This is a genomic window from Campylobacter sp. IFREMER_LSEM_CL2090, from assembly GCF_025771865.1.
GTDB lineage: Bacteria > Campylobacterota > Campylobacteria > Campylobacterales > Campylobacteraceae > Campylobacter_D > Campylobacter_D lari_D.
Genome location: NZ_JAKMRA010000003.1, coordinates 53327 through 69141, shown reverse-complemented (window position 1 = coordinate 69141; position 15815 = coordinate 53327). Strand labels below are relative to the sequence as shown.

Annotated in this window: 28 protein-coding genes and 1 tRNA gene; 27 read left to right on the top strand and 2 right to left on the bottom strand. The window is 32.4% G+C overall.

Annotated elements, in window-relative coordinates; all coding sequences use genetic code 11:
- The first annotated feature begins 42 nt into the window (after positions 1–42).
- Genes coaE through L8V85_RS02490 form a run of 3 tightly spaced genes read left to right on the top strand, consistent with a single transcriptional unit; the run spans position 43 to position 2063 of the window.
- Entirely contained in the window at positions 43–645 is a 603-nt protein-coding gene (coaE, locus tag L8V85_RS02500; RefSeq protein ID WP_133319130.1) for a dephospho-CoA kinase, read from the top strand.
- Entirely contained in the window at positions 632–1381 is a 750-nt protein-coding gene (gene dapF / locus L8V85_RS02495; protein ID WP_133319131.1) for a diaminopimelate epimerase, read from the top strand. Before coaE ends, dapF begins: the two co-directional genes overlap by 14 nt.
- Positions 1356–2063 (top strand): glucosaminidase domain-containing protein, encoded by a 708-nt coding sequence (locus L8V85_RS02490; protein WP_263659182.1) that lies wholly within the window; start codon positions 1356–1358, stop codon positions 2061–2063. The genes dapF and L8V85_RS02490 overlap by 26 nt, the downstream gene beginning before the upstream one ends.
- Here the strand turns inward: L8V85_RS02490 and L8V85_RS02485 are convergent.
- Both L8V85_RS02485 and L8V85_RS02480 read right to left on the bottom strand, forming a co-directional pair.
- Entirely contained in the window at positions 2060–3121 is a 1062-nt protein-coding gene (locus L8V85_RS02485) for an ATP-binding protein (RefSeq protein ID WP_263661859.1), read from the bottom strand. The two genes, L8V85_RS02490 and L8V85_RS02485, sit on opposite strands and share 4 nt — an antisense overlap.
- An 18-nt stretch (positions 3122–3139) precedes the next feature.
- Positions 3140–3215, bottom strand: a tRNA-Ala gene (locus tag L8V85_RS02480).
- Positions 3216–3441: 226 nt separating this feature from the next.
- Between L8V85_RS02480 and rpsJ the strand changes: the two genes are divergently transcribed.
- The 24 genes from rpsJ (at position 3442) to L8V85_RS02360 (ending at position 15792) form a co-directional block, all read left to right on the top strand.
- Positions 3442–3753, top strand: coding sequence for a 30S ribosomal protein S10 (gene rpsJ / locus L8V85_RS02475; protein WP_012660810.1), 312 nt, complete (start codon positions 3442–3444; stop codon positions 3751–3753).
- Positions 3754–3762: 9 nt separating this feature from the next.
- A complete protein-coding gene (rplC, locus tag L8V85_RS02470; RefSeq protein WP_012660811.1) occupies positions 3763–4338 on the top strand; it encodes a 50S ribosomal protein L3 in 576 nt (191 codons plus the stop codon).
- Entirely contained in the window at positions 4335–4949 is a 615-nt protein-coding gene (gene rplD / locus L8V85_RS02465; RefSeq protein WP_039617137.1) for a 50S ribosomal protein L4, read from the top strand. Before rplC ends, rplD begins: the two co-directional genes overlap by 4 nt.
- A gap of 1 nt (position 4950) precedes the next feature.
- Positions 4951–5232, top strand: coding sequence for a 50S ribosomal protein L23 (locus tag L8V85_RS02460; RefSeq protein WP_039617139.1), 282 nt, complete (start codon positions 4951–4953; stop codon positions 5230–5232).
- 1 nt (position 5233) lies between these two features.
- Positions 5234–6064 (top strand): 50S ribosomal protein L2, encoded by an 831-nt coding sequence (rplB, locus tag L8V85_RS02455; protein ID WP_039625087.1) that lies wholly within the window; start codon positions 5234–5236, stop codon positions 6062–6064.
- A gap of 1 nt (position 6065) precedes the next feature.
- Positions 6066–6347 (top strand): 30S ribosomal protein S19, encoded by a 282-nt coding sequence (rpsS, locus tag L8V85_RS02450; RefSeq protein ID WP_039664929.1) that lies wholly within the window; start codon positions 6066–6068, stop codon positions 6345–6347.
- Positions 6348–6356: 9 nt separating this feature from the next.
- A complete protein-coding gene (gene rplV, locus L8V85_RS02445) occupies positions 6357–6731 on the top strand; it encodes a 50S ribosomal protein L22 (RefSeq protein WP_263737401.1) in 375 nt (124 codons plus the stop codon).
- A 1-nt stretch (position 6732) separates the two neighbouring features.
- Positions 6733–7434: a 30S ribosomal protein S3 gene (rpsC, locus tag L8V85_RS02440; protein WP_039617145.1), complete on the top strand. Its 702-nt coding sequence runs from the start codon at positions 6733–6735 to the stop codon at positions 7432–7434.
- A 2-nt stretch (positions 7435–7436) separates the two neighbouring features.
- Entirely contained in the window at positions 7437–7862 is a 426-nt protein-coding gene (gene rplP, locus L8V85_RS02435; RefSeq protein WP_012660818.1) for a 50S ribosomal protein L16, read from the top strand.
- A complete protein-coding gene (gene rpmC, locus L8V85_RS02430; RefSeq protein ID WP_012660819.1) occupies positions 7849–8034 on the top strand; it encodes a 50S ribosomal protein L29 in 186 nt (61 codons plus the stop codon). The genes rplP and rpmC overlap by 14 nt, the downstream gene beginning before the upstream one ends.
- 9 nt (positions 8035–8043) lie before the next feature.
- The gene (rpsQ, locus tag L8V85_RS02425) at positions 8044–8295 is read left to right on the top strand and encodes a 30S ribosomal protein S17 (RefSeq protein ID WP_039617148.1); all 252 of its coding nucleotides are present in this window, start codon (positions 8044–8046) and stop codon (positions 8293–8295) included.
- On the top strand, positions 8295–8663 hold the full coding sequence (rplN, locus tag L8V85_RS02420) for a 50S ribosomal protein L14 (RefSeq protein WP_012660821.1): 369 nt from the start codon (positions 8295–8297) through the stop codon (positions 8661–8663). Before rpsQ ends, rplN begins: the two co-directional genes overlap by 1 nt.
- Complete coding sequence (gene rplX, locus L8V85_RS02415; RefSeq protein WP_012660822.1) at positions 8663–8890, top strand: 50S ribosomal protein L24; 228 nt, start codon at positions 8663–8665, stop codon at positions 8888–8890. The genes rplN and rplX overlap by 1 nt, the downstream gene beginning before the upstream one ends.
- Before the next feature lies 1 nt (position 8891).
- Positions 8892–9437, top strand: coding sequence for a 50S ribosomal protein L5 (gene rplE, locus L8V85_RS02410; protein WP_133319134.1), 546 nt, complete (start codon positions 8892–8894; stop codon positions 9435–9437).
- Position 9438: 1 nt separating this feature from the next.
- Complete coding sequence (locus L8V85_RS02405; protein WP_012660824.1) at positions 9439–9624, top strand: type Z 30S ribosomal protein S14; 186 nt, start codon at positions 9439–9441, stop codon at positions 9622–9624.
- 12 nt (positions 9625–9636) lie between these two features.
- Entirely contained in the window at positions 9637–10032 is a 396-nt protein-coding gene (gene rpsH, locus L8V85_RS02400; protein ID WP_039617152.1) for a 30S ribosomal protein S8, read from the top strand.
- A 78-nt stretch (positions 10033–10110) separates the two neighbouring features.
- Entirely contained in the window at positions 10111–10647 is a 537-nt protein-coding gene (gene rplF, locus L8V85_RS02395; protein ID WP_220567001.1) for a 50S ribosomal protein L6, read from the top strand.
- Positions 10648–10656: 9 nt separating this feature from the next.
- Entirely contained in the window at positions 10657–11013 is a 357-nt protein-coding gene (gene rplR, locus L8V85_RS02390) for a 50S ribosomal protein L18 (protein ID WP_039617157.1), read from the top strand.
- A gap of 16 nt (positions 11014–11029) precedes the next feature.
- Positions 11030–11473, top strand: coding sequence for a 30S ribosomal protein S5 (gene rpsE / locus L8V85_RS02385; RefSeq protein WP_039617161.1), 444 nt, complete (start codon positions 11030–11032; stop codon positions 11471–11473).
- Between the two features lie 3 nt (positions 11474–11476).
- Complete coding sequence (rplO, locus tag L8V85_RS02380; RefSeq protein WP_039617163.1) at positions 11477–11869, top strand: 50S ribosomal protein L15; 393 nt, start codon at positions 11477–11479, stop codon at positions 11867–11869.
- Complete coding sequence (gene secY / locus L8V85_RS02375; protein WP_133319135.1) at positions 11869–13131, top strand: preprotein translocase subunit SecY; 1263 nt, start codon at positions 11869–11871, stop codon at positions 13129–13131. Before rplO ends, secY begins: the two co-directional genes overlap by 1 nt.
- Positions 13132–13172: 41 nt before the next feature.
- On the top strand, positions 13173–13913 hold the full coding sequence (murI, locus tag L8V85_RS02370) for a glutamate racemase (RefSeq protein ID WP_263737400.1): 741 nt from the start codon (positions 13173–13175) through the stop codon (positions 13911–13913).
- A 126-nt stretch (positions 13914–14039) separates the two neighbouring features.
- The gene (locus L8V85_RS02365) at positions 14040–15059 is read left to right on the top strand and encodes a type II asparaginase (protein ID WP_263737448.1); all 1020 of its coding nucleotides are present in this window, start codon (positions 14040–14042) and stop codon (positions 15057–15059) included.
- Between the two features lie 85 nt (positions 15060–15144).
- Complete coding sequence (locus L8V85_RS02360) at positions 15145–15792, top strand: ferritin family protein (protein ID WP_220567003.1); 648 nt, start codon at positions 15145–15147, stop codon at positions 15790–15792.
- Positions 15793–15815 lie beyond the last annotated feature (23 nt).

Genomic DNA, 15815 nt, shown 5'->3' with positions numbered 1-15815 from the left:
ATTTAAAAGGTATTTTAACTAAAAATATTTTAAGGTTAAATTATGCAAAATGCTTATTTTGTGACTTCAAGTATAGCAGGTGGAAAGTCAAGCTTTATAAAAATAGTTCAAAATTTGGGTTTTGATACTTTAAGTGCAGATGTGATAGCTCATGAGCTTTTAAATGAAAATGCAAATTCCATAGCTAAGCTTTTTGATAATGATGATTTACTTATAGCAGGAAAAATAGATAGAAAAAAGCTTGGTGCTATTGTATTTAATGATTTAAACGCCAAAAAAAAGTTAGAAGGTTTTTTACATCCTAAAATCAAAGAAGAAATTTTACAAAAAGCACTAATTTTAGATAAAAAAAACAAGGCTTTTTTTATAGAATTGCCTTTATTTTTTGAAAATAATCATTATCAAGATCTAGGAAAAAGTATATTGATTTATGCTCCAAAAGAAATTTTATTAAAAAGATTAATACAAAGAGATAATTTAGATGAAAATGAAGCCTTAAAAAGAATTAATTTGCAACTTGATATAGAAGAAAAACTAAAAAAAGCAGATTTTGTGATAAAAAATATTTCAAGTTATGAAAAATTTGAAGAAAATGTGCTAAATTTTTTAAAACATACTTTAAAGGTTAAAAATGAAATTTTATAAATATTGTGCAAGCGGAAATGATTTTGTAGTATTTGCAGATGGTGAAAAAAAAGATCGTAGCGAGTTAGCTAGAATTCTTTGTAATCGTTATGAGGGCATAGGTGCTGATGGACTTATAGTAGTTGTACCTCATGATAGATATGATTTTGAATGGGAATTTTATAATTGCGATGGTAGTAAAGCAAATATGTGTGGTAATGGATCGCGTGCAGCAGCTCATTTTGCTCATCATTATCTAAAAAAATCACAATATTTAAATTTTTTAACTGGAGCAGGACTTATAAAATCATTTGTTGATGATGACATGGTAGAGATTAAATTAAGTGGAGTGAAGGATATTAAAGAAGCTTTTAAACATAAAGATAGAATTTGGCAAGGATGTAATACAGGTGTGCCACATATGGTGACTTTTGTTGATGATTTAAATGAATTTGATGTAAATTTATGCAAAGAAGTGCGTAAAAAATATAATGCAAATGTTAATTTTGCTAAAATAGAAAATGAAGAATTTATAAGAGTTAGAACCTATGAACGCGGGGTAGAAGATGAGACTTTAGCTTGTGGTACAGGTATGGGAGCTTGTTTTTATCTTGCTTATTTAAATCAAAAAGTTAAAGATGATATTTTAGTAAAACCAAAAAGCAAAGAAAATTTATATTTTAGATTAGAGGATGATCAAATATTTTTCAGAGGAAAGGTAAAGTGCTGTTTTGAAGCTGATTATAATTTTACTTAGTAGTTTTTTATTTTTAAAAGCTGAATTTATAGCAGGTTTTGATAAATATTATTATGCTTTAAGTATAAAAGAAAAGCGTGAAGTTTTTATCAAAAAAATCAATGCTTTGTTGGATGTTTCTTTCAAAGAAATTGAAAATGAAAAAGAATTTATAGATATTTTTTTTGAGGAAGCTTTAAAGAGTAATTTTAGAAAACTAAATTCTAATGCTGTGCAAAAACTATGGTTTTTAAAAGAAAAATATCGCGTTAAAAATTTATACGATCACAAGGAATACCAACTGCGTATCCAAAAAGTTCCAAAATCTTTAGCCATAGCTCAAGCAATTATTGAAAGCGCAACTGGTACAAGTCGTTTTGCTAAAGAAGCAAATAATTTATTTGGAGAATGGACTTGGGGCGAGAAAGGTTTGATTCCAAAAGAAAGAAGTGAAGGTAAAACTCATAAAATTCGTATATTTGATACCTTGCAAGAAAGCGTGGATTCATACTTGCTAAATTTAAATCGTCATGATGCTTATAAGGAATTTAGAGCTTGGCGGTGGGATGCTATAAATCAAAATGAAAAACTTGATGGCAAAGAAGCGGCAAGTCATTTGGAAAAATACTCAGAGATCAAAAGTAATTATACTAAGCTTATTATTTCTATCATAAATCAACATAAGCTTGATGAGTTAGATTAATTTCCTAAAGCCCACTCATCAAAAGGTAAAATCATCACATGCACCCCTTCTATGAAAAACTCATCTCTTTGTGAAAGCGTGATGATATAAATAGTCGAAAGTGCGAGTTGATTTTTACTAAGTATTTTTTTGACTTTTAAACTAAGTAAATCTTTATCTTTAAAGGGCGAGCATAAAAATGCATTTTTAAGACTTGGTAAGTAAAAATCAAAATATTTGGTATAAAAAATTTCTTGTTCAAATTTAAACAACTCGCTTAAAATCAAATTTTCAAACAAAGCACTAAAGTCTTTTTGTATGCTTAGAGAATTTTTTAGTGAAAAGTCCCAAAAATATATTTTTTTTAAATTCTTTTCAAGATTTTTTACAAAATACAAAGTGTAGTTTGATTCTAGTTTTTCTATGCTTTTATATAAGGTATCTTTGGAAATTTTTATAGTATTTTTTAGTGTTTTTAATAGCTCATTAACGCTAAATTCATTCCCGAGTTCTAAGGCAATTTGTTTGAGTATGGTAAGCTCTAATGGAGTGTAAAAACTTCTTAAGTATGATGAGTTTGTGTTAAAGTTGTGATTTAAAATCACATTGCGTCCTGTATGTAAAAAATAACTTACCATGGTTTTAGTGTCAGCGTATTTTTTGTTTAAGCTTAAAAATTCTTCAAAGTCTAAATAATCTAAATGAAGTTCTTCAAAATAATCTAAATGAAAATTGCTATCACAAACGCTTATTATGATTTGCAAATTAAGGTGTTTTAAACTGGCAAAGTCAAAATTATGAGCAAAGTTGCAAAGTGCTAAAAATTTAATCTGTGGATTATAGGTTAAAAACGAATTTAAATTTACCAAAGCACTTGCTTGAAATTTCAAATCATCACAATCGATAAAAAGTATATTTTCACTTTTGTACAAAGATAAAAAATTTAAAATTAAATTTTTCTTACCACTTGCAAAACCACCTTTTATAATGATGTTTTTATGGGTTTGAATTTGAATTTTTCTTTCATCAAATTTTTGAAATTTTGGGTAATTATCGTAAAAAAATTGTAGTGATTTCATAAATTTCTTTGTAATTAATGGTGGAGCATAGCGGGTTCGAACCGCTGACCCCAACGCTGCCAGCGTTGTGCTCTCCCAGCTGAGCTAATGCCCCTTTAGATTTTGAAATCATACTATATTTTTTCTTAGATTTTCTTAATGTATAAAAAATCTTGTAAATTTTATAAAATTTAATTTTTATCCTTTTTAAAAGGAAAATAATTAAAAAAAATGCATAAATTTCTTGACATAGCAAAGGCTCTTTTTATATAATTTCAACATCATTTTATATGGTGGTTAGATTCTTATGGGTCTAACGAGTTCTTTACAAAGGAAAAAATATGGAAAGAATCAGGCTTAAGCTAAAAGCTTATGACCACAGAGTTCTAGATCGCACAGTTGCAGCAATTGTAGAAGCTGTTAAAAGAACAGGTGCTGACATCAGAGGTCCAGTGCCAATGCCTACAAAAATCAAAAGATATACAGTTTTGAAATCTCCACACATCAATAAAGATTCACGCGAACAATTTGAGATGAGAATTCATGCTCGTATGCTTGATATTGTAGCAGCTACTCCAGATACAGTAGATTCACTCACTAAGCTTGACTTGGCTCCAGAGGTCAATGTTGAAGTAAGAGCTATGGGTAAATAAGGATAGAATATGGAATACATTGTAGAAAAAATTGGTATGAGTAGAACAATCAGCACACCAAGCATTCCTGTAACCTTACTTAAACTTGTTCAAACTAAAGTATGTGAAGTAGAAAATGGAAAAGCTTTGGTTGCTTATGTAAAAGGCAAAGCAAATAATAAATGCATTGCGGGTCAGCAAAAAAAATACAATCTTTCAGCTGAATATAATAGATTTGCTTCTTTAGAAGTAGCAAACACAGAAGCAGGTGATATTGATCTTAATCCTTTAAAAGAAGCTTCTATCTTAAAAGTGAGCTTTAATTCTAAAGGTAGAGGTTATAGTGGGGTTGTTAAAAGACACGGATTTGCCGGAGGTCCTGCAAGTCACGGTTCAAGATTCCACAGACGCCACGGATCAATCGGTAACCGCGAATGGCCAGGTCGTGTTCAACCAGGTATGAAAATGGCAGGTCATTATGGTAATGTAAAAGTTACTGTTAAAAATGAAGTAGTTTCATTTGATGAAGAAAATGGCATCTTAGTAGTAAAAGGTGCGGTACCAGGATTTAATGGTGCTATGGGTAAAATAAGGATTGCAAAATGAGTAAAGTAACTGTTTTAAATGATAAATTTGAAAAAGCTAGTGAACTCGATCTTCCAGCAAAATATGCAGAAGTTAATCCTCACAACCTTTATTTATATGTAAAATCTTATCTTGCTAGCCTTAGAGCAAACACAGCTCATACTAAAGGTAGAAGCGATGTAAGTGGTGGTGGTAAAAAACCATGGAGACAAAAAGGTCGTGGTGGTGCAAGAGCAGGTTCAACAAGAACGAATGTTTGGGTTGGTGGTGCTGTAGCATTTGGCCCTACAAACAATCGTAATTATTTCCAAAAAGTTAATAAAAAACAAAAACGCTTAGCGCTTGAAAGAGCATTGGCTGATAAAGCACAAAACAATGCATTATTCTCAGTAGATAGTTTAAGCATTGAAAGCGGTAAAACAAAAGATGCAAATGCAGTTATTAAAAAGCTTGGTTTAAAAGATGCTTTAATTGTAAAAGATTTACTAGATGAAAAAACACTTCTTGCTTTTAGAAACTTAGCAAATTGCTATGTAGTTGATATTAGCGAAGTAAATGCTTATTTAGTATCTGTATTTAATGCTGTTATCATTGAAAAAGCAGCGCTTGAATCTATCGTAAAAGAGGGTTAAAATGGCAGATATTACTGATATAAAAACAATACTTTACACTGAAAAAAGCTTAAACCTTCAAGAGCAAGGTGTTGTAGTTATTCAAACTTCTCCAAAAATGACTAAAAATGGTTTAAAAGAAGTTTTAAGAGAATATTTTGGTGTAACTCCAGTAAGAATTAATTCTTTAAAAATGGATGGAAAAGTAAAGCGTTTTAGAGGTCGTGAAGGTCAAAGAAATAGCTTTAAAAAATTCTATGTTAAGCTACCAGAAGGTGTGAGCTTAGAAAGTTCGGAGGCATAAGATGGCAATTAAAACTTATAAACCATATACTCCAAGTAGAAGATACATCACAGGTGTAAGCTCTGATGATATCACAGCAAAAGCTAGTGTGCGTTCATTACTTGTAAAACTTCCAGCTCATGCAGGTCGTAACAATAATGGTAGAATCACAAGCCGTCATAAAGAAGCAGGTGCTAAAAAACTTTACAGAATTATAGATTTTAAAAGAAGAAAATTTGGTATTGAAGGTAAAGTTGAAGCAATCGAGTATGATCCATACAGAAATTGTCGTATTGCATTAATCTCTTATAGAGATGGTGAAAAAAGATACATCTTACAACCAAAAGGTTTAAGCGTTGGTGATGTTATTTGTGCTGCTGAAAGCGGACTTGACATTAAACCAGGTAATGCAATGAAATTAAGAAACATCCCAGTGGGTACTATCGTACACAATATCGAGTTAAAACCGGGCAAAGGCGGACAAATGATCCGTTCAGCGGGTGCTTATGCTCAATTAATGGGTAAAGAAGAAAAATATGTTATCTTAAGACTTGCAAGTGGTGAAATGAGACAAGTTTTAGCTGAATGTATGGCAAGTATCGGTGAAGTTGGTAATGAAGAATGGTCAAATGTGACTATCGGTAAAGCAGGAAGAAACCGCCATAGAGGTATTCGTCCTCAAACAAGAGGTTCTGCGATGAACCCAGTTGATCACCCGCACGGTGGGGGTGAAGGTAAGAAAAATTCAGGCCGTCATCCAGTTACTCCATGGGGTAAACCAACTAAAGGTGCTAAAACTCGCCGTAAAAAAGCTAGCGATAAGCTAATAATTTCAAGAAGAAAAGGAAAGTAAGATGGCTAGGTCACTAAAAAAAGGTCCTTTTGTTGATGACCATGTAATGAAAAAAGTCATCGCTGCTAAAAAAGCTAACGATGGTAAGCCAATTAAAACTTGGTCAAGACGCAGCACTATTATACCTGATATGATAGGTTTAACTTTTAATGTTCATAATGGAAAAAGCTTTATCCCAGTATATATTACTGAAAATCATATCGGTTACAAATTAGGTGAATTTGCACCTACTAGAACATTTAAGGGTCATAAAGGCTCTGTTCAGAAAAAAATAGGTAAGTAAGGGAGATTTATGAGTAGAGCGTTAATTAAATTCATAAGATTATCTCCAACTAAAGCGAGATTGATTGCTAGAGAAGTTCAAGGTATGAATGCAGAGCTTGCATTAGCTAGTTTGAAATTTATGCCAAATAAAGGTGCTAAATTTATAGCAAACGCTATTTCAAGTGCTGTAGCAAATGGCGGATTTGAAGCAAATGAAGTTGTTGTTTCAAGTTGTCGTGTTGATGCTGGTGCGGTTTTAAAAAGATTTAGACCAAGAGCTAGAGGAAGTGCTAGTCTTATTAGAAAGCCAACTTCACACATTTTGGTAGAAGTTAGTAAAGTAGAAGCAAGTGCTGAAAAAACTACAAAAGCTAAAAAAGCATCAGTGAAAAAGGAAAGCTAATATGGGACAAAAAGTAAATCCGATTGGTTTAAGACTAGGAATTAATAGAAATTGGGAATCAAGATGGTTTCCTACAAAAGCTAATTTAGCAGAAAATATTGGTGAAGATTATAAAATCAGAACTTTCTTAAAAAGAAAACTTTATTATGCAGGAATTAGCCAAATTCTTGTAGAAAGAACAGCGAAAAAATTAAGAGTAACTGTTGTAGCTGCAAGACCAGGGATTATTATTGGTAAAAAAGGTAGTGATGTTGATATTTTAAGAAAAGAACTTCAAGATTTAATCAAAAAAGAAGTTAATATTAATATCAAAGAAGAAAGAAAAGCAGGTGCTTCAGCTCAGCTTGCAGCTGAAAGTGTTGCTACTCAACTTGAAAAAAGAATTGCTTTTAGAAGAGCAATGAAAAAAGTAATTCAAGGAGCGCAAAAAGCAGGTGCTAAAGGGATTAAAGTTTCAGTTTCAGGCCGTTTAGGTGGTGCTGAAATGGCAAGAACTGAATGGTACCTAGAAGGTCGTGTTCCACTTCACACTTTAAGAGCAAAAATCGATTATGGTTTTGCAGAAGCACATACTACTTATGGAAATATAGGTATTAAAGTGTGGATCTTCAAAGGTGAAGTTTTACAAAAGGGTGTTCAACCTGAAAAAACCGAAGAAAACGCTCCAGCTAAAAAAACTAGAAGAGCAAGAAGAGGTAAATAATCATGTTAATGCCAAAAAGAACAAAATATCGTAAAATGATGAAAGGGCGTAACAGAGGTTATGCCAACAGAGGGACTGAATTTACTTTTGGTGATTTTGCCCTAAAAGCAACTGAAGCTGGCCGTATCAATTCACGCCAAATCGAAGCAGCTCGTATTGCTTTAACTCGTTTTGTAAAAAGACAAGGTAAAACTTGGATTAGAGTTTTCCCAGATAAACCTCTAACTAAAAAACCTTTAGAAACTCGTATGGGTAAAGGTAAAGGTGCAGTTGAGGAATGGGTAATGAACATTAAACCAGGTCGTATTATTTATGAAATGGCAGGGGTTAATGAAGAAATGGCAAGACAAGCTTTAACTTTAGCGATGCATAAATTGCCATTTAAAACTAAGTTTGTTACAAGAGAGAGCCAAAATGAAATATACTGAGATTAAAGATAAAACAGCAGGTGAGCTTGCAACAATGCTAAAAGAAAAAAAGGTGCTTTTATTTACTTTAAGACAAAAGCTAAAAACAATGCAGCTAACTAATCCTAAAGAGATTAGCGAAGTTAAAAAAGACATCGCTAGAATCAATACTGCAATTAGCGCTTTAAAATAAGGATAGAAAATGGCATTTAAAAGAGAAATTCAAGGCGTTGTTGTTCAAATTGCTGGAGATAAAACAGCAACAATTTTGGTTGAAAGAAAAGTGGTTCACCCAAAATACAGAAAAATCGTAAAACGCTTTAAAAAATATTTAATTCATGATGAAAGAAATGAACTTAAAGTGGGAAATACTGTAGTTGCTATTGAATGTAGACCACTTTCTAAGAGAAAATCATTTCGCTTAAAAACTATAGTATCAGCAGGAGTTGAGTAATGATTCAAAGTTTTACTAGGCTTGCAGTTGCTGATAATAGCGGTGCAAAAGAATTAATGTGTATTAAGGTTTTAGGTGGTAGCAAAAGAAGATACGCTACTGTTGGTGATGTAATCGTTGCATCTGTAAAAAAAGCTCTACCAAATGGTAAAGTTAAAAAAGGTCAAGTAGTAAAAGCAGTTATCGTTAGAACTAAAAAAGAAATTCATAGAGACAATGGTTCTTTAATTCGTTTTGATGAAAATGCAGCAGTTATTCTTGATGCTAAAAGAGAGCCTATCGGAACGCGTATTTTTGGACCAGTAGGTCGTGAAGTAAGATATGGTGGCTTTATGAAAATTGTTTCACTAGCACCGGAGGTGTTGTAATGAAATTAAAAATTAAAAAGAATGATATGGTAAAAGTTATCGCAGGCGATGACAAAGGCAAAACAGGTAAAGTTTTAGCAGTATTTCCTAAGACAAATAAAGTAATTGTTGAGGGTTGTAAAATCGCTAAAAAAGCTGTTAAGCCAAGTGATAAAAATCCAAATGGCGGTTTTATCAATAAAGAAATGCCAATGGATATTTCAAATGTAGCAAAGGCAGGAGAATAAGATGATGAGATTGAAAGAAAAATATACTCAAAATATCAAACCTGCTTTAGTTAAAGAATTTGATATTAAAAATCCTATGCTTGTTCCTTTTATTGAAAAAGTTGTAATCAGTGTAGGTGCTGGGGAATTGGCAAAAGATCAAAAAGTATTACAAAATGTTGCAGATACTATTTCATTGATCGCTGGGCAAAAAGCAGTTATCACAAAAGCTAAAAAATCAGTTGCTGGTTTTAAAGTAAGAGAAGGCTTCCCAGTAGGTGTAATGGTAACATTAAGAAAAGACAATATGTATGCTTTCTTAGATAAGCTTATTACTATAGCTCTTCCTCGTGTTAAAGACTTTAGAGGTCTTCCAAGAGATGGTTTTGATGGAAGAGGAAACTATAACTTTGGTTTAGATGAGCAGTTAATGTTCCCAGAAGTTGAATATGATAAAATCTTAAGAACTCATGGTATGAACATTTCTATCGTTACAACAGCAAAATCAGATAAAGAGGCACAAAAATTATTAGAATTATTTGGCGTGCCATTTGCAAAAGGAAAGTAATATGGCTAAAAAATCAATGATTGCAAAAGCTGCCCGCAAACCTAAATTTAGCGTTAGAGGGTATACTAGATGCCAAATTTGTGGAAGACCACATTCAGTTTATAGAGATTTTGGAATTTGTAGAGTTTGCTTAAGAAAAATGGCAAATGAAGGTTTAATTCCTGGTCTTAAAAAAGCAAGTTGGTAAGAGGAAAGAACCATGATAAATGATTTAATTTCAGATTCACTAACAAGAATTAGAAATGCAGGGATGAGAAGATTAGAGACTACTCAACTTTTGCATTCTAAAGTTATCGAAGCTTTACTTGGAATTTTCCAAGCTAAAGGCTATATTGAAAGCTTTAATGTTATTGAAGAGGATAAAAAGAAATTCATCAATGTAGTTTTAAAATATGATGAAAAAGGCAAAAGCGTAATTAATGAAGTTAAGCGTATTTCTAAACCTGGTCGTCGTGTTTATAAAGGCAAAGATGAGATCAAAAGATTTAAAAACGGTTATGGTACTATCGTAGTAAGCACTTCAAAAGGTGTTTTAGCTAACGACGAAGCTTATAAAGCAGGCGTTGGCGGCGAAGTTTTATGTACTATTTGGTAAGAGTTTCTACTTTTTATGGTATTCGGTATCCATTCTTATAAAGTAGTCATATCGTAGACAAGTAAAAAGGAAAAATGAATGTCTCGTATAGGTAAACAACCAGTTGCTATTCCAAGTGGAGTAGAAGTAAAATTAGAAGGTAACTTGCTAAAATTCAAAAAAGGAAATTTAGCAAAAGAGCTTGATACAAAAGCAAATGTTAATGTTGAGATTAAAGAAGCACAAATTCTTTTCTCTCCTAAAGGTGAAGATAGACAAAGTAGAGCTTATTGGGGAACTTATAGAGCTTTAGCTCAAAACATCATCATCGGTTTAACTGATGGTTTTAGCAAAACTTTAGAAATCAATGGTGTTGGTTATAAAGCTGCATTAAAAGGTAAAGTTCTTGAACTTGCTTTAGGTTTTTCTCATCCTATCAACTATGCTATTCCAGAAGGCATAGAAATTACCGTTGATAAAAATAATGTTATTATCAAAGGTAGTGATAAACAAGTGGTAGGTCAAGTTGCTGCTCAAATTCGTGAATTTAGACCACCTGAGCCTTACAAAGGAAAAGGTGTTAAATATTCAGATGAGCGTATTATCCGCAAAGCTGGTAAGACATCTAAGAAGTAAGGATAGAATATGAGAGCAAATGTATTAAAAAGAAAAATATCTTTAAGAATTAAAAGAAAAAAAAGAATTAGAGCAAAAATTTCAGGAACACAAGCTCTTCCAAGAGTTTCTGTTTTTAAATCAAACAGAACTTTATATATCCAAGCTATCGATGATGTTAAAGCAGTAACTTTAGCAGCAGTAGATGGAAGAAAAATTGGTGTTAAAGCAAATAAAGAAGGTGCTAAAAAAATAGCAGCTGAATTTGCAAAAGTTTTAAAAGCTAAAAACATAGAAGAAGCAGTGTTTGATAGAAATGGTTATTTATACCATGGTGTTATTGCAGCATTAGCTGAAGCACTAAGAGAAAACGGAATCAAACTATAACCCAAAAGGAAGATCGATGGAAAAATATAATAGAGAAGAATTTGAAGAAGTAATCGTCGATATCGGCAGGGTTACTAAGGTTGTTAAAGGTGGTAGAAGATTTAGATTTACTGCTTTAGTTATCGTTGGAAATAGAAAAGGTTTAGTTGGTGTGGGCTATGGAAAAGCTAAAGAAGTTCCAGATGCTATCAGAAAAGCAGTTGATGATGCTTTTAAAAACATTGTTGAAGTTAAAACAAAAGGTTCAACTATCCCTCATGATGTAGAAGTAAAATACAACGCAAGTAGAATTTTACTTAAACCAGCAAGTGAAGGTACAGGGGTTATTGCAGGTGGTTCAACACGTCCTATCGTGGAACTTGCAGGTATTAAAGACATTTTAACTAAGTCTTTAGGTTCAAATAATTCAGCAAATGTTGTGCGTGCTACTATCAAAGCACTTACAATGCTTAAAGGATAATCAATGAATTTAACAAAAGCACCAGGTTCAACACATAAAACCAAAAGAATAGGCCGTGGTCAAGGTAGTGGTATGGGTAAAACTTCTACTAAAGGTGGAAAAGGCCAAACTGCTAGAAAAGGTTATAACGAAAAAAGAGGTTTTGAAGGGGGCCAACAACCACTTCAAAGACGCTTACCAAAAGTAGGTTTTACTTCTAAATTTGAAAAACCTTATGTGATTAATGTTGAAAAAATCACAGCAATCAAAGAGCTTAGCGAAATTACATTTGAAACAATCAATAGCATTCATAAGCTTTCAAAAAATGTAAATAAAGTTAAGCTTATTGGAGCAAGTGCTAAAGATCTTGCTAGTAAAATTAAAGACGAGAAGATCACTTTTAGCGGACAAAAATAATGAATAAAGCATTGACAAATAAAATTCTCATAACATTAGCTTTTTTATTTGCTTATAGAATATTAGCTTATGTTCCAGTTCCGGGGGTTAATGTCAGTGTTATCAAGGAATTTTTTGATTCTAATGCATCTAATGCATTAGGCTTGTTTAATATGTTTAGTGGGGGTGCTGCTGAAAGACTTAGCATCATCTCTCTAGGCATTATGCCTTATATTACTGCTTCGATTATTATGGAGCTTTTAGCGGCAACTTTTCCTAACATAGGAAAGATGAAAAAAGAACGCGATGGTATGCAAAAATATATGCAAATTATCCGTTATGCTACTATAGCTATCACTTTGATACAAAGTATAGGCGTTTCTATAGGCTTGCAAAGTCTTCATGGGAAAGCAGGTCAGTCAGCTATTATGATTGATATGAATACTTTTATTGCACTTTCTGCTATTTCTATGCTTGCAGGTACCATGCTTTTAATGTGGATAGGTGAGCAAATCACTCAACGCGGTATAGGAAATGGTATTTCTTTGATCATCTTTGGCGGTATTGTTTCTACAATTCCAGGTGCAATTAGTGGAACAGTAAATTTGGTAAATACAGGTGAGATGAATTTCTTGACTATCATTGCTATTTTAGTTGTAATTTTACTTACTATTTGGGCTATTATAGTAGTAGAGCTTGGAGAAAGAAGAATTCCTATTTCTTACTCAAGAAAAGTAATCATGCAAAATCAAAACAAACGCATTATGAATTACATACCTATTAAAATAAATTTAAGTGGAGTAATTCCTCCTATTTTTGCAAGTGCGATTTTGATGTTTCCAAGCACTATTTTGCAAACAAGTACAAATGAGTATGTGTTAAAAATTTATGACTTTTTAAATCCAAATGGATTTTTCTTTCATTTTTTAACATTCTTACTTGTTATTTTCTTTGCGTATTTTTATGCATCAATTGTATTTAATGCAAAAGATATAGCTGAAAATCTTAAAAGACAAGGCGGTTTCATACCAGGTATTAGACCAGGTGAAGGAACTGCAAATTATCTTAATGAAGTAGCATCAAGACTTACCTTGTCAGGTTCTATTTATTTAGGGCTTGTAGCTACATTACCATGGCTTATTGTGAAGTTGTTTGGTGTGCCTTTTTATTTTGGTGGAACTTCTGTTTTGATCGTAGTTCAAGTAGCGCTTGATACAATGAGAAAAATCGAAGCTCAAATTTATATGAATAAATACCAAACCTTAAGTGCAGTAGGCTTATAAGAAAGTAGATTTTCTACTTTCTTCTCTTTTTAAGGATTTTGATGAGACTAGGCGTTTTTGATAGCGGTGTAGGTGGGCTTAGTGTTTTAAAATCTTTACTTCAAGCAAAACTTTTTAAAGAATATATTTACTATGGAGATACCGCAAGGGTACCTTATGGGGTTAAAGATAAAAAAACTATCATTAAATTTTCCCTAGAAGCTTTAGAGTTTTTCAAAGAAAAAAAAGTCGATATGCTTATTATTGCGTGTAATACAGTTAGCGCGCATGCTTTAGAAATTCTAAAAGCAAATGCACCATTTCCGGTTCTTGGAGTTATAGAAGCAGGGGTTTTAGCGGTTAAAAACTCTTTAGAAGATAAAAACTCTAATATATTAGTTATTGCAACACAAGCTACCGTGGATTCTCACGCTTATAAGCAAGCTTTAATCAAAGAAGGTTTTTTAAAAGTGGAAGAAAAAGCAACTGGGCTTTTTGTACCTATGGTTGAAGAAGGGATTTTTCAAGGAGATTTTTTAAAAGCTGCTTTTGAGTATTATTTTAATAAGCTTAAATTTCATCCTAATGCTCTAATCTTAGCATGCACGCATTTTCCTTTAATCGCCCATTCTTTGCAAGAGTATTTTGGCAAAAATACAAAACTTATTCATTCAGGCGAGGCTATAGCTTTGCAATTGCAACAAGAATTTAACTTAACATCAATCCAAGAAGAAGCTAACATTCAATTTTATGCTTCAAGCGATGTGGAAAAACTAAAAAAAATTGCAAATTTATGGCTTTAATTAATGAATATTTACTAAAGTATTTTTTATATTAATAATTTATTTTTATTTAAACATAGTTGCATTATAATTTTTATCATTTCTAATGAAAGGACTAACATGAAAAAAATGTTAATGTGCGCAACTATGGCACTAAGTTTAGGAGCAGGAATTTTGGAAGCAAAACCAAAAGTTGCAATTTTAGCTACAGGTGGAACTATTGCAGGCTCGATTGATAGTTCGGTAGCTACAACAGGTTATACAGCGGGTGTTTTAGGGGTTGATGCTTTGATTAAAGCAGTGCCTCAAATTCAAGATTTAGCAGTAATTAGCGGGGATCAAATTGCAAATATTGATAGTAAAGATATGACAAATGAAATTTGGCTAAAACTTGCTAAAGAAGTCAATAGGCTTTTAAAATCTGATGTAGATGGAGTTGTGATTACTCATGGTACTGATACCATGGAAGAAACTGCATATTTCCTAAATTTAACAGTAAAAAGCGATAAACCTGTTGTTTTAGTTGGTGCAATGCGCCCATCAACTGCAATTAGTGCAGATGGTCCTAAAAATCTTTACAATGCTGTAGCGTTAGCAGCAGATCCACAAGCAAAAAATAAAGGTGTAATGGTGGCTATGAATGATAGAATTCAAAGTGCTAGAGGCGTTATGAAAACTCATAGTTTAAATGTAAATGCATTTAGTTCACCGGATATGGGTGATATGGGTTATATAGTAGATGGAAAAGCATTCTTCTACAATACTAATACAAAATTACATACCAAAAAATCTCCATTTGATGTTAGCAAGCTAAAAGAATTACCAAAAGTAGATATTCTTTATAGTTATGCAAATGATGGTAGCGGTGTTGCAGCAAAAGCTTTGTTTGAAAATGGAACTAAAGGTATAGTTGTAGCTGGAACAGGTGCTGGCAGTATTCATGATTATCAAAAAGATATATTAAAAGAATTGCTTAAAAAAGGTCTTAATGTAGCGGTAAGTTCACGCGTAGTAGCTGGTAGAGTTGCAGTAAGTGATGCTGATGCAAAAATTGGTTTTATTGATACAGGTGATATGAGTCCTCAAAAAGCTAGAGTATTGTTAATGCTTGCTTTAACTAAAACAAGTGATCCTAAGAAAATTCAAGAATATTTCTTAAAATACTAAAATCTTTTAACACCCAAATGCTACAATAACATTTGGGTGAGTTTTTCAATCAAAATCTTACTTAAATTAATCACAAGGATATTAAATGAGACAATATGAAAGCTATAAATGCCAAAAATGCGGCAATGAAGTAGAAGTGCAAAATGTAGGTGGTGGAAAGCTTAGTTGCTGTGGTCAAGAAATGGAGTGCATTACTAAAGATTTAACAGCCATAAATTTGATGAAAGCTTTCGCAGGTGAATCTATGGCAAGAAACAAATATGATTTATTTGCAGATATTGCTCAAGAAGAAGGTTGGCATGCTATTGCAAAGCATTTTAGAGAAGCTGCAGAAAATGAAAAATGGCATGCAAGAGCTGAATTTAAAGCATATCATGAATTAGTAGATGGTAAAGCTTTAGAAGAAACTGCTAAAAATTTAATCTGTGCAGCAGAGGGTGAAAATTACGAGCATACTACCATGTATCCAAATTTTGCACAAATTGCAGAAGATGAAGGCAAGAAAAACATAGCAAGATTATTTACTGCTATTGGTAAAGTAGAAATTGAGCATGAAAGAGAATATCTAGCGCTTAAAAAAATGCTTGAAGAAGAAGATTTCTTTAATTCAGAGGTAGAAGAATTATGGGTTTGTGAAGTTTGTGGGCATATACACCGTGGTAAAAAAGCACCAAATGCCTGTCCTTTGTGTAAAGCTCCAAAAGAATACTTCAAACGAGAATTTTTAGGATAATTTTAAAAATCTTGATAAAAATG